The sequence below is a fragment of the uncultured Fretibacterium sp. genome (assembly GCF_963544685.1).
Taxonomy (GTDB): Bacteria; Synergistota; Synergistia; order Synergistales; family Aminobacteriaceae; genus CAJPSE01.
Genome location: NZ_CAUUGJ010000073.1, coordinates 1 through 12,277 on the forward strand (window position 1 = coordinate 1; position 12,277 = coordinate 12,277).

Here is a 12,277-nt window from a genome sequence, read left to right on the forward strand (position 1 = left end):
GGGAGCGCTTCCATGAGAGATTCCGGGACGGCGAGCGATTCCGGGACGGCGGCGGGGCATGAATACCCTTCGCGTCCCGGTCGATCCCTGGAACCCCGATCCCGCCGTCCTGCGGGAGGCCGCCGCGGTCCTGAGGCGCGGCGGGCTGGTCGCCTTTCCGACGGAGACCGTCTACGGGCTGGGGGCAAACGCCCTGGACGCCGATGCGGTCCGGGGCATCTACCGCGCGAAGGGGCGGCCCTCCGACAACCCTCTGATCCTGCACCTGGCGTGCAGGGAGGAGGCCGAGCGGCTGGCCCGTCCGACCCCGCGGGCCCGGAGCCTCATGTCGGCCTTCTGGCCCGGCCCCCTGACCCTGGTGCTTCCGGCGCGGCCCGTCGTCCCCGCCGAGACGCGGGGGGGGCTCGATACGGCGGCCCTCAGGATGCCGGACCATCCCGTCGCCGCCGCCCTGATCGAGGCGGCCGGGTTCCCGCTGGCGGCGCCCAGCGCCAACCTGAGCGGGCGCCCCAGTCCCACGGATGCGGACAGCGTGTGGGAGGACCTCGGGGGGCGGGCCGATATGATCCTCGACGCCGGGCCCGTGTCCGTGGGGATCGAGTCCACCGTGCTGGACATGACGGCCGAGCCGCCGCTCCTGCTTCGCCCCGGGGGGCTCTCCCGGGAAGTGCTGGAGGACTTTCTGGGCGTGGGCCTCGGTTGCCCGGAGGTCCCGAGCGCGCGGTCCCCGGGAACGCGCTATCGCCATTATGCCCCCTTCGTTCCGGTCTGGATCTGGGAGGGGGGCCCGCTGCCCGAGGGGGCGGACCCCGGGCGGTGCGGCTTCATGGGGCTGACGTCGCCATCCGCACCCTTTGCGCGGTCCCTCCGCTTCGACTCGCCGGAGAACTATGCCCGCGGGCTCTTTGCGGGCTTTCGGGCCATGGAGTCCGCCGGCGTCCTCGGGATCGTCGTCCAGTGGCCCCCCGCGTCGGGCGTCGGCCTGGGGTTGAGGGACCGCATCCGGCGCGCGGCCCGAACCGGTGCGGAGGACGATTCGGCGGCTTCAGCCTCTTTGGGGTTGTGATTTCCGCCTTTTCGTGTAAATTAAGAAGGCGTTCGTCGGGCTGCCGCAGCAGGATGAGCTTCCGGTTTTCCGGGTAGCCCGGATTTGATGGCCAAGCCTGCTGCGGTCCGGCCCCATGTCCTTTTGTGCCGCGTCGGTACGGGAGGCTGGGAAATAGTTTTGCCGTCCTGGAGGAAAGAACGATGCGTTGGATTATTTTGGCGTTATCCTTGGGAACGTTTGTTCTGTCGATGATTCACAGCGTGTTCATGCTCTTCGGCCTCTTTCCGGTGAGCTCCGGATCCATGCCGCCGTGGCTGGTCGGGGCCCTGACGATCACATCCGCCGTATTTGCCATGATCGGCGGGATCGTCGCCTTCAACCGGAACCGGATGGGCAGTGTCTATTTGATGCTGGGGGCCCTGCTCTGCATCGTCTCTCCCTCCGAGTTCTGGATCTACGGGAGCCTGTACCTGATCGCCACGGTCCTCTGCTTTTTCCTTCCTCGCCGCTCCGATTTTGCGGACGATGAGGATGACTATGGGGAGGACGAGCCCGATGCCCCCGAGGAGGAGCTGATCGATCCCCGGGAACTGCGGCGGAGGCGTCGGGAGCAGCAGGCGCGGGTCGCCTCCGCCCCGCAGGAGAGGGAGAGGACGGTCCCGCTCCCCACGATGCCGGAGGAGCTGCCCAAGGTACGGAGGAGGAGCTCCAAGACCTGCCCCACCTGCGGTGCCAACGTCGCGATCGACCACCGCTATTGTCCGACCTGCGGGTCCTCCCTGCATATTCCCGCCGATGCGGGCCCGGAGGAGCCCGCGGTCCCCGAGCCGCCGAAACACGAGGCGATCCCTTATGCCGAAGAGCCGGTCGCCGAGGCTGTCGATACCGTCCGGGGCCCGGTTGTTTCCCCTCCCGACGAGGCGGAGGACGAAGTTCCCCCGGAGCCCCTGGAGGACCTGTTCTGCCCGCCCGAGACGGAGGAGTTTCAGGTTACCGCTCCGCACAAGGTGTTCGTCAGGCCCCGGAAGGAGAATGTGTGCGTCCCGATACGTCCGCTGAACATCGACCCCGACGCCTCCTATCAGGAGTTTTCCCAATACGCGCGGCGGAGAAAGCGGCGGACCCGCTCCCTGGGGCGCCGGTTCGCGGGGGTCCTGATCCTGCTGGGGGTGATCGGGGGGGCGACGTGGTTCCTTCTGGGGCTGCGGAAGCTGCCGGAGAACCAGCTTCCCGTGCGTCCGGAACCTGCTCCGGAGCAGCCGGCCCCGCCTTTGCCCTCGCCCGTGGTGAATAGCATCGATGTCGCCCGGCCCCTCGGACCGTCCATCGACCTGCCGTCCCTGACGATTCACGAGAAGCCTGCGCGCGGCAGGGTGATGGGGTCGAACGTAAACCTGAGGGAGGATCACTCCACCACCTCGAAGTCCGTCGTGCGCCTGCAGACGAACGACCAGGCCGAGATCCTCGAGACCTGGGAGGGCACATCCGGGTCGCTCTCGGGCGTCTGGTATCGGGTCCGTACCGGGGCCAACAAGGAGGGCTGGATCTACGGGCAATATTTCCTGCCCATGGGCGAGGCGCTTCCCAAGGGGTATACGGACGTGCTGCTGAGGTCCTTCGGGGCCAACAAGGCGGAGATGATTGCGACCCTGGGGCAGCCGGCCCGGAGCAAGGGGGCCTCCCTGGGCTGGCAGGGGCTGACTGCCACGCTGAACGGCGATGCGGTCACCCGGCTTCAGCTCACATCCTCCGGCCGAGAGCTGAAGAACGGGGTCAGGGTCGGGATGACGCAGGCGGAGCTTCTCCGGGCCATGGGGTACCCGTACCAGTTGGGCTCCGGTCAGTGGCGCTACGCCGAGTCGGACGGCCGGGGAATGAGCGTCCACTTCGGGAAGGACGGGGCGGTGAAGAGCGTTACGGTAGGCAGGCCTTAGCTCGAGCCCTTGGTCGGCCCGGGCGAATGACGCGAGGCCTTCGCCGGCCGATGGCGGAGCCCTCGCGGGCTCGACCGAGTTGGAATCGTTTTTCCACGTCGCGGCCGCTGCTTCCGCCTCGCGAGCCTGTTCCGTACCCAACCCGAAGTCGGGCGGGGCTTTTGTGTTGACGAATCGACTGTCTGTGCGTAGAATTATTGAGTTCTATACGGCGCATGGCCGGGGCGCAATCTCCCGGGCGGTCCTTCGGGACCCTGCGGGGGAGCCTCGAGCCAGCGGAAGGAGGAAAATGATCGTGTATGCAGTTTTGGAGACCGGCGGCAAACAGTATCGTGTTCAGGTGGGGGACAGATTCCGCGTCGAACGCCTGGACGGGGCCGCGGGGGACGAGGTCGTTTTGGACAAGGTCCTGATGGTGGGCGGCGACAGCGGGACGAAGTTCGGGACTCCCTATGTCGCGGGCGCCAGCGTCCGGGCGGAGATCCTCGCCCAGGCCCGGGACAAGAAGGTCATCGTGTTCAAGTACAAGAGCAAGAAGAACTATCGCCGCCTGCGCGGGCATCGGCAGTATTTCACCGAGGTCGTCATCCGCGGGATCGACGGCTAGCCGGTCGGCCGCGCCCCATGGTTCGGGTCACCCTTTACTGGGGCGGAAGCGCGCTTGTCGGTTTGGAGAGCCTGGGACATTCCGGGAGCGCTCCGAGGGGGCAGGATGTCGTCTGTGCCGCGGTTTCCGCTCTGGTCCACGGCCTTCTGCTCGGGCTCTCCGATGTGGCGGAGGTGCGGGATCTGCGCTGCGAGGCCGACCCCGACGTCCCGCTGATCCGGGTGTCCTGGCCCGAGGAGGCTGCGGATTCCCTGGACCTTCTGACGCGGACGGTCGCGCTGTCCCTGAAGGAGATAGAGTCCGGCTATCCCGGATATGTGAGCATCACGGAGGTGCAAAGATGATCTTTCGTTTCGACATACAGTTTTTCGCCCATAAGAAGGGGCAGGGCAGTTCCACCAACGGCAGGGACAGCAACCCCAAGTACAGGGGGATCAAGGTCTACGCCGGCACGGAGGTGACGGCGGGGAGCATCCTGGTCCGACAGTGCGGGACCAGGGTCCATCCTGGGAAACACGTCGGACTGGGACGCGATTTCACCCTCTTCGCCCTGCTTCCGGGCAGGGTGGAATACGCCACCCGCGGGGACCGCAAGTACGTCTCCATCGTTCCGGACGCCGCCCGGTAAATTCTTCCCCGGCCCGCTATGAGTCGGGGCTGACTTGAGGTCTCGAGTTTCGTTTGGGCTTCAATCTAGTTTTCATATCGGCTTCCATATCGATTCCCTGATTTTTTCGTCCTGTGAGGGAGGCTCCGTCTGCCTGGGGCCTCCTTTTTTCTGTTTTTCGAGTGGTGGTGTTGCCCATGAAGTTCATCGATCTGGCCAGGATAATGGTCAAGGCGGGGCGCGGAGGGAATGGGGCCCTCAGCTTTCGCAGGGAAAAGTTCATCCCCAAGGGCGGTCCCGACGGCGCGGACGGCGGACGGGGCGGGAGTGTGATCTTCGAGGCGGTGGGGGGGATCGTCACCCTGGCCGACTTCGAGTTCAACCGCCGCTTTCAGGCGGGACACGCGGGGCACGGCGGCGGAGCGATGCGGACCGGTGCGGACGGCGAGGACCTGCGCGTCTCCCTGCCCTGCGGCACCCTGGTCCGGGACGAGGCGGGGAACATCCTTGCCGACCTCGTCGAGCCGGGCCAGACCTTCGTCGCCGCCAGGGGCGGCCGCGGGGGGCGGGGAAACGCACATTTTGCGAGTTCGGTGCGCCGGGCGCCGCGTTTCGCGGAGAAGGGCGACGCGGGCGAGGAACGGACCCTGACCCTGGAGCTGAAACTTATTGCCGACGTCGGACTGGTGGGGTTCCCTAACGCGGGGAAGTCGAGCCTCCTTGCGGCGATCAGCGGTGCGAGGCCGAAGGTCGCGGGGTATCCCTTCACGACCCTTTCCCCGAACCTGGGGGTCCTGGCCGTCGACGATCAGCAGATCGTCATCGCCGACGTCCCGGGCCTGATCGAGGGGGCGCACGAGGACAAGGGGCTGGGGCTCCATTTCCTGCGTCACGTGGAGCGGACCCGGGTGCTGGTCCACGTGGTGGACCTGTCCGAGCCCGACGTGCTGAAAAACTGGAGAATCGTCTGCGGCGAGTTCGAGGCCTATGGGGCCCGGCTCACGGAGCGTCCCTGCCTGGCGGTCGGGAACAAGACGGACCTGCCCGGCTCGGAGGAGAACGCCGCGATCCTGAAGGAGGAGATGTCGCGTCTGGGCATCCCCTGCCTTTGCGTCAGCGCGCTGACGGGGGAGGGGATCCCGGTCCTGATCGACAGGATCGTCGAGCTTGTCAGGCTTTATCCCCGTCCCGAGGGCACCGTCTCCCTTGCGGAGGCGCCCGCCGTCCGGGAGCTGCCGAGGCGGAGGGGCGGAAGGCCGGAGCCCGTCGAGGTCCGCCGTATGAACGACGGGAGCTTCCGCGTGGAGCACGAGAACCTGGAGCGCTCCGTCCGGCGCATCGACTTCGACCAGGAGGACGCGATGATGAAGTTCGCGCGCCTTTTGAAACGGCTCGGCGTCGAGGAGGCCCTGGAGGATGCGGGCGCCCGGGAGGGGGACAGGGTCCTGATCGGGGAGGCGGAATTCGAGTTCCAACCTGATAGAATTATCGAGTAGTCCCTGTGTGTGCGGCGGGCCCCGTCCTGGAGGGCGGACATTTTCTTCCCCTCCGGCGTTCGGCGGCCGCGTCGAGGCAGCGCCGCACGGGCTTGAAACGCGGGGCAGGCGCCCCCATCTAGGGAGGGTTGTCGCTGTGTCCATCAAGACGGGCATCATGGGAGGGACGTTCGACCCCATCCATTACGGGCATCTGCTGGCGGCCGAGGAATGCCGCCGCCGCCTTGATATCGATCGGATCGTCTTCGTCCCGACGGGCTCCCCTCCGCACAAGACGGATCGCCGGGTGACGCCCGCCGAGGATCGCTACGCCATGACGCTGCTGGCGACGGCCGGGGTTCCGGAGTTCTCCGTCTCCCGGATGGAGATCGAGCGGAAGCGGCCCACCCACACCGTGGACACGCTGAGGGAGTTTATCGCGGGGGGAACGCCTCCCGAAGACCTCTTTTTCATCACGGGGCTGGATGCCCTCCTTTCCATCGATACGTGGGTGGACTACCTGCTCCTTCCCACGCTTTGTACGCTGGTCACGGCGACCCGACCGGGGTATGATGTCCAGGGGGTGGATTCCCTCCCTGAAGGAATCCGGGACAATATCAGATTGGTCGAGATCCCCGAGTTCGCCATCTCCAGCACCGAGATTCGTCGGCGGGCCGGCGACGGCCGGGGCGTACGCTTCCTGGTGCCCCGTCTCGTCGAGGCGTACATCGAGTCCGCGGGGCTCTACGGGAATGTGGAGGCGTCGAGTATGGAGGTGTCGCGGCAGTGAGATTTCTCAAGATTTTCGGGATCGCCCTCCTGCTCCTTCTGGCAGTTTCGGGAGGGGCCGCTTTTCGTCTGAAGGAGATCCTGTTTCCAAAAGATCCTCTCGACCTGGGGCAATCCCTGGCCGTCGGGAGCGACGACGCACAACCGGAGAGGGATGAGGGACCCTATATCGATCCCGTTCTGGGAACGGTGAACGTCCTCGTCGTGGGGCTGGACAACGTGGACGGCGGCTCGCGCACCGACGCGATCGCCCTGGCGATCTTCGACGCGGAAAACAAGTCGGTGCGCGTGGCCTCCATACCCAGGGACTCCCGTGTGCAGATCCCCGGGCGCAGCTGGGACAAGATCAACCACGCCTATGTCTACGGGGGCATCGACCTTCTGAAGGAGACCGTGGTGAACCTGACCGGGATGGCAGTCAACTATTTCGTGATGGTCAACTACAAGAGCTTCCCCCGGATCATCGACCTGATCGGGGGCATCGATATCTACGTGGACAAGCAGCTGAAGTACACGGACTACTCGGGCAAGCTCTTCATCAATATCTCGAAGGGGCAGCAGCACATGGACGGCAAGACGGCCCTGGGGTACGTCCGCTTCCGGCACGACCCTCTGGGGGACATCGGCCGCGTCCAGCGGCAGCAGAAGTTCATGGACATCGTCCTGTCCAAGCTGAAGTCCCCGGCGATCCTGCCCCGTATCCCCGCCCTCATCGACGAGGTCATCGCCGCCGTCGATACCGACCTGACGCCGCTGGAGGCCCTGAAGCTCATGCAGTTCGCCAACGCGCTTCCGCCGGACCGGGTGCAGATGTTCATGGCCCCGGGCAAGGCGGGGTACAGCGGAAACCTGAGCTATTGGATCCTCGACACGGTGGGGCTGTCCCTCCAGTTGGCGGCGAAGCTTCCGCCCGAGGGGCAGCAGGACGTCCTGAGCGCCGACGCCAAAGAGGCCTCCGGCGATGCGGTCCCGACGGCGGCGCCTCTTACGGAGGAGCGCCTGAGGGAGCTTCGGGAGCGGATCGGCAAGATCGGCATCCTGAACGGGGACGGGGCCTCCGGCCTCGGCAAGAGGGCCTCCCGGGTCTTTCAGCGGATAGGGATCGAGGTCCCCTACGCGGGGAACGCGCGGCATTTCGACTATCACTCGACGAACATCATCTACCCCGCCGGCGGCAAGGAGGCGAGCAGAGATGCGGCCCTGGCGCTGGCGGAGCTCTGCGGCATAACCAACGCCGGCCTGGTCCGGGAGGACCGGCGGGCGACCTTGGTCTCCATCATTTTCGGGCACGACAAGGAGATCGTGTTCAGGCGCCTGGAGTCCCTGAACTTCTGACGGTAGATTCCTTGACCGAGCGTGAATGATTGATTATGAACGATTTTTCGACATTTTTCGGAGATCTTTTCCCCTGAGAGGAGGTATGGTTTTATGGGAAAGCTCGGAGATTACGAGGACGTCTGTTCGGCGCTGTCCGACAAGAAGGCGCAGGATATCGTCGTTTTGGACCTTGGGGACGCGGGGACGCTGGCCGATGTGTTCGTCCTGGCGACGGGAAATTCCGAGGTCCATATGAGGACCCTGACGGATGCCGCGGAGGAGGCCCTGAGACGCCGGGGCCTGGCGGTCCGGCTCGAGGGGGAGCACAGCTCCAACTGGCGGCTGATCGACGCGGGCGACGTCGCCGTTCACATTTTCAGCCGAAAGGGACGGGAATTCTACAAACTCGAGAAGCTTTGGGGAGACGCCGAGGCGCTCCATTACGAATACGTGGAATAGACCGTTTTGCCCCGGGGTCTGGCGCCGGGCTCTGTTTTGTAGTAAAGTAACATCTTGACAGTCGGCCTCGTGCTTTTGGGGCTGTTTTGCGGTTCGGCTTCATAATTCCTGTTCATACAGAAGAGGAGGGTGTTCGATTTGAAGAAGGTTCTGGGTGTATTTCTCGCAGTGGGGCTTCTTTTGACGGCGGGGTCCGCCGTCGCCGCGGACAAGACGTTCCTCTCCATCGCGACGGGCGGCGTGGCCGGGACGTACTATCCCTTGGGCGGCGGATTGGCCCAGGTCATGAACAGTCATGTGCCCGACGTCGAGGTGACGGCTGAGACGGGCAACGCCTCCGCGGCGAACATCAACCTGATCGCCGGGCATGAGGTGAGCATGGCGCTGGTTCAGAACGACGTGTCCTATCTGGCGGCCAAGGGCGAAAAACCCTTCAACAAGCCGGTGGAGAACCTGAGGATGATCGCGTCCCTCTATCCGGAGCACGTGCAGTGCATTACGGTGAAGGGCAGTGGGATCAAAAGCCTGATGGAGATCAAGGGCAAGCGCGTCTCTGTCGGCGCGCCGGGATCGGGAGTGGCCGGCAGCCTGAGCTCGATCTTCCTGGTGGCCGGACTCAAATATTCCGACATGAACGCCGATTTTCTGGACTTCGCCAACACGGCCGAGCGTATTCAGGACGGACAGCTGGACGCCGGTTTCGTGCTTGCCGGCTATCCGACGGCGGCGGTGATGGCCCTGGCGGCTCAAAGGGACATCGACCTCGTGGCCTTCGACGACGACCTTCTGGACAAGCTCGTCAAGCAGTTCCCCTACTTCACGAAGGACATCGTTCCCGCGGGCACCTACAAGGGGATCGATCACGACACCCCCACCCCGGCCGTCATGGCGATTCTGGTCTGCGACGCGGCGATGCCGAACGACCTGGTCTACAACATCACCAAGGCCATCTTCGAGAATCTGGAGGAACTGAAGCCCGTCCACGACAAGGCGAAGCTGATCTCCCTGGATACGGCGCTCAAGGGCGCCTCCATCGCCGTCCATCCCGGAGCGGCGAACTACTACAAGGAAAAGGGAATGAAGGTTCCCGAGCTGTAACGCTTCCGATTCATCCATACGCCGACGAAGGCATACGCCGATGAAGGGCGCACCGGAAATTTTCCGGTGCGCCCTTTTGTGTCACGTAGTCTTTGGATTCAGCGGCCTAGAGGGAGTCCATCCTCCGAAAGACGCGCGCGATGCGCAGCGCCGCCCCGGTGGACTCGTCGATCTCCAGGACCGCGGCGTTGACGCAGGGGGACTCCCCGCAGACCTCGAATCGGGAGGGGAGCCCCGTGAGATAGCGGGGGAGCACCGTCTCTGCCGTGACCCCGATGACGCCCCCATGCCCGCCCGTCATGCCGACGTCGCTGAGGAACGCCGTGCCCCCGGGGAGGATCTGCTCGTCCGCCGTCTGGACGTGGGTATGGGTACCGAGGACCGCGGAGACGCGTCCGTCCAGGTAAAGGGCCAGAGCCTTCTTCTCCGACGTTGCCTCCGCATGGAAGTCCACGAGGACGGGGAGCGCGTTCCCCTCCTTCGCCCGCAGTTCCTCCAGGAGGGCGTCCGCGCAATGGAAGGGGCAGTCGATGGGGGGCATGAACACCCGTCCCTGAAGGTTGACGAGCCCCAGCTTCTTCCCGTTGCGCTGCAGGACGGTCGCCCCGGTCCCCGGGCACTCGGGAGGGTAGTTGGCGGGGCGCAGCACCCGCGTCTCCTCGTCCAGGATCGGGTAGAAGGCGTTCTTGTCCCAGATGTGGTTCCCCGAGGTCATGCCGTCCACGCCCAGGGCCAGAAACTCCTCCAGGATCTTTCCCGTCATGCCCTTACCGGCAGCGGCGTTTTCGCAGTTGACGACCACGAAGTCGAACCCCTGCCACTCCTCCCGAAGGGCGGGGAGGGCGTTCGCCAGGGCCGTTCTCCCCGGGCTGCCGTCGATGTCGCCGACAAAAAGGATGCGCATGGATGCCTCCCTCGATTTGTTTTCCCTCTCGGACTATTCTAATTCCAAATCGTTTGTAGGCAAGGCGGCTTTTGCGAACCGCAGCGAAGGCGTACAAAGAAGTACGTCGAGCAAGGTGAGCAAAAACAACAAAGCATACGAATGATTTGGAATTGGAATTACTTCGCAAACTCCGTCGCTCGCGTTTCCCGCGACACATTGACCTTGATCTGGCCGGGGTACTTCATCTCCGCCTCGATCTTTCGGGCGATGTCGTAGGCCAGCTTGTGCACCGTGCCGTCGTCCGTGTTGTTCGAGGAGAGCACCACGCGGACCTCGCGCCCCGCCTGGATGGCGTAGGCCTTGGAGACGCCGTTGAACGCCTGGGCCAGCTCCTCGAGCTTCTCCAGCCTCTTGATGTAGGCGTCCAGGCTTTCGCGCCGGGCGCCGGGCCGGGAGGCGCTGACGGCGTCCGCCACGGCGACGATGACGTCGTAGACGGAATGAACCTCCAGCGTGTCGTGGTGAGAGGCGATGGCGCTGACCACCTCGGGCCTCTCCCCGAAGCGCCGCGCCAAGTCCGCCCCGATGGCGGCGTGGGGCCCCTCGACCTGATGATCGACGGCCTTGCCGAGGTCGTGCAGCAGGCCCGCCCGCCGCGCCAGCTCCTCGTCCAGCCCCAGCTCCGAGGCGATGGCCCCGGATATGCTGGCCACCTCGAGGCTGTGGGAAAGCGCGTTCTGTCCGTAGCTGAAGCGGAACTTGAGCTGTCCCAGGGTGCGGATCAGCTCCGAGTGCATGTTCTTGATCCCCATCTCCAGGATGGCGGACTCCCCCGCAGAGAGGACGTCCTCCTCGACGTCCCGCGAGGCCTTGTCGATCAGCTCCTCGATGCGCGCGGGGTGGATGCGCCCGTCCTGGATGAGGCGCTCCAGGGACCGCCGGGCGATCTCCCGACGGATGGGGTCGAAGCTGCTGAGGGTCACGGCCTCCGGGGTGTCGTCGATGATCAGGTCCACGCCCGTCAGGGTCTCGAAGGCGCGGATGTTGCGCCCCTCCCGCCCGATGATGCGCCCCTTCATGTCGTCGGTCGGCAGGGGGACGACGCTGACCGACGCGTCTCCGGCGTGTTCCACCGCACAGCGCTGCATGGCCGAGACGACGATCTCCCGCGCTTTGCGGTCGGCCTCCCTCTGGGCCTTCTCCTCCAGATCCTTCAGACGGAGCCCGATGAGGTACTGTGCGTCCTCCTCCGTCTTGCGGAGCAGGATCTCCTGGGCCTGCTCGCGGGTCAGGCAGGCGATCTCCTCCAGCTTCGAGTTCTGCTGCTGGATCAAGGTCTCGAGCTCCGTGCCCCGCTGCTCCAAGGCTTCCTGCCTGCTGCGCAGCTCGTCCTCCTTGTGGGAGACCCTGTCCAGCTTCCGGTCCAGGTTCTCCTCCTTCTGCTCGATCTTGCGCTCGGCCCGCTGAAGCTCGTTGCGCCGCTCCTTGATGTCGCGCTCGGCATCCTGGCGCAGCCGGAGGATTTCCTCCTTGGCCTCGGCCATACGCTCCTTCTTGGTCCTCTCGGCCGCCTCGTGGGTCTCCTCGAGCATGGTGATCATCCGGTTCTTGTACCCCGCGAGGCGCGTGTTGTCCCAGGCCCTCAGCACCAGGTAGCCGATCCCGGCCCCGGCTGCCGCGGCCATTATCACAATAAGATACTGCATGGCACAGTCTCTCCTTCTCCCCGTTCCCCAATGGCGGAGAACAGGCGGTGTTTGTGTCCTGCTCACTCGATTTTTTGCAAAAAGCCGGAAAGATAAAAAGAAAACCCTGAAAGCGCAAAGTTTCGGAGGGCTTTTCGTTTTTCCGCGGCCCGCTCAAATTCAAGTCGATCCTACAGGGGGGAGGAATCTCTCCCGACACATTTATTAAATTGTACATTTCGATGGGATGATTAACAAGCTCCGAACGTCATTTTTTGAAAAAATACTGCCATGTCCCGACAAAATCGGGTTATGCTCCCTTTCTCTGTCGTCGCATTGACAACCCCTCCGCGCTGTGATTGAATGATGCCC

The 12,277-nt window shown here is 64.7% G+C and carries 12 protein-coding genes; 10 read left to right on the plus strand and 2 right to left on the minus strand.

Translation table 11 applies throughout. The features are described from left to right. Positions 1–58: 58 nt before the first annotated feature. The 10 genes from ABLA28_RS07720 (at position 59) to ABLA28_RS07765 (ending at position 9,334) form a co-directional block, all read left to right on the plus strand. Positions 59–1,066, plus strand: a complete 1,008-nt coding sequence (locus ABLA28_RS07720; RefSeq protein WP_347713170.1) for an L-threonylcarbamoyladenylate synthase — start codon at positions 59–61, stop codon at positions 1,064–1,066. A gap of 182 nt (positions 1,067–1,248) precedes the next feature. Continuing rightward, positions 1,249–2,982: an SH3 domain-containing protein gene (locus tag ABLA28_RS07725; RefSeq protein WP_347713171.1), complete on the plus strand. Its 1,734-nt coding sequence runs from the start codon at positions 1,249–1,251 to the stop codon at positions 2,980–2,982. 295 nt (positions 2,983–3,277) lie between these two features. Beyond that, the gene (gene rplU / locus ABLA28_RS07730) at positions 3,278–3,589 is read left to right on the plus strand and encodes a 50S ribosomal protein L21 (RefSeq protein WP_299302562.1); all 312 of its coding nucleotides are present in this window, start codon (positions 3,278–3,280) and stop codon (positions 3,587–3,589) included. A gap of 17 nt (positions 3,590–3,606) precedes the next feature. Next, positions 3,607–3,933: a ribosomal-processing cysteine protease Prp gene (locus ABLA28_RS07735; protein WP_347713172.1), complete on the plus strand. Its 327-nt coding sequence runs from the start codon at positions 3,607–3,609 to the stop codon at positions 3,931–3,933. Next, a complete protein-coding gene (gene rpmA, locus ABLA28_RS07740) occupies positions 3,930–4,217 on the plus strand; it encodes a 50S ribosomal protein L27 (protein ID WP_299075726.1) in 288 nt (95 codons plus the stop codon). The genes ABLA28_RS07735 and rpmA overlap by 4 nt, the downstream gene beginning before the upstream one ends. Positions 4,218–4,393: 176 nt before the next feature. Beyond that, on the plus strand, positions 4,394–5,692 hold the full coding sequence (obgE, locus tag ABLA28_RS07745) for a GTPase ObgE (protein WP_299298277.1): 1,299 nt from the start codon (positions 4,394–4,396) through the stop codon (positions 5,690–5,692). A 136-nt stretch (positions 5,693–5,828) separates the two neighbouring features. Next, positions 5,829–6,461 carry a nicotinate-nucleotide adenylyltransferase gene (gene nadD, locus ABLA28_RS07750; protein ID WP_314717673.1) on the plus strand — a complete coding sequence of 211 codons (633 nt, stop codon included), beginning with the start codon at positions 5,829–5,831 and terminating at the stop codon, positions 6,459–6,461. Beyond that, the gene (locus ABLA28_RS07755) at positions 6,458–7,795 is read left to right on the plus strand and encodes an LCP family protein (RefSeq protein WP_314717674.1); all 1,338 of its coding nucleotides are present in this window, start codon (positions 6,458–6,460) and stop codon (positions 7,793–7,795) included. The genes nadD and ABLA28_RS07755 overlap by 4 nt, the downstream gene beginning before the upstream one ends. Before the next feature lie 93 nt (positions 7,796–7,888). Beyond that, positions 7,889–8,236, plus strand: a complete 348-nt coding sequence (rsfS, locus tag ABLA28_RS07760; protein ID WP_347713173.1) for a ribosome silencing factor — start codon at positions 7,889–7,891, stop codon at positions 8,234–8,236. A gap of 129 nt (positions 8,237–8,365) precedes the next feature. Further along, positions 8,366–9,334, plus strand: coding sequence for a TAXI family TRAP transporter solute-binding subunit (locus ABLA28_RS07765; RefSeq protein ID WP_347713174.1), 969 nt, complete (start codon positions 8,366–8,368; stop codon positions 9,332–9,334). Between the two features lie 106 nt (positions 9,335–9,440). On the opposite strand, the gene ABLA28_RS07770 is transcribed toward ABLA28_RS07765, so the two are convergent. Both ABLA28_RS07770 and rny read right to left on the minus strand, forming a co-directional pair. Then, entirely contained in the window at positions 9,441–10,238 is a 798-nt protein-coding gene (locus ABLA28_RS07770; RefSeq protein ID WP_347713175.1) for a TIGR00282 family metallophosphoesterase, read from the minus strand. A gap of 158 nt (positions 10,239–10,396) precedes the next feature. Then, positions 10,397–11,926: a ribonuclease Y gene (gene rny / locus ABLA28_RS07775; protein ID WP_299298026.1), complete on the minus strand. Its 1,530-nt coding sequence runs from the start codon at positions 11,924–11,926 to the stop codon at positions 10,397–10,399. Between the last annotated feature and the right edge of the window lie 351 nt (positions 11,927–12,277).

Excerpts from the sequence above, each read along its gene's own strand:
- obgE (WP_299298277.1), top strand. The coding sequence starts at position 4,394 with ATGAAGTTCATCGATCTGGCCAGGATAATGGTCAAGGCGGGGCGCGGA.
- ABLA28_RS07720 (WP_347713170.1), top strand. The coding sequence starts at position 59 with ATGAATACCCTTCGCGTCCCGGTCGATCCCTGGAACCCCGATCCCGCC.
- ABLA28_RS07770 (WP_347713175.1), bottom strand. The coding sequence starts at position 10,238 with ATGCGCATCCTTTTTGTCGGCGACATCGACGGCAGCCCGGGGAGAACG.
- ABLA28_RS07735 (WP_347713172.1), top strand. The coding sequence starts at position 3,607 with ATGGTTCGGGTCACCCTTTACTGGGGCGGAAGCGCGCTTGTCGGTTTG.
- rny (WP_299298026.1), bottom strand. The coding sequence starts at position 11,926 with ATGCAGTATCTTATTGTGATAATGGCCGCGGCAGCCGGGGCCGGGATC.
- ABLA28_RS07725 (WP_347713171.1), top strand. The coding sequence starts at position 1,249 with ATGCGTTGGATTATTTTGGCGTTATCCTTGGGAACGTTTGTTCTGTCG.
- rsfS (WP_347713173.1), top strand. The coding sequence starts at position 7,889 with ATGGGAAAGCTCGGAGATTACGAGGACGTCTGTTCGGCGCTGTCCGAC.
- rpmA (WP_299075726.1), top strand. The coding sequence starts at position 3,930 with ATGATCTTTCGTTTCGACATACAGTTTTTCGCCCATAAGAAGGGGCAG.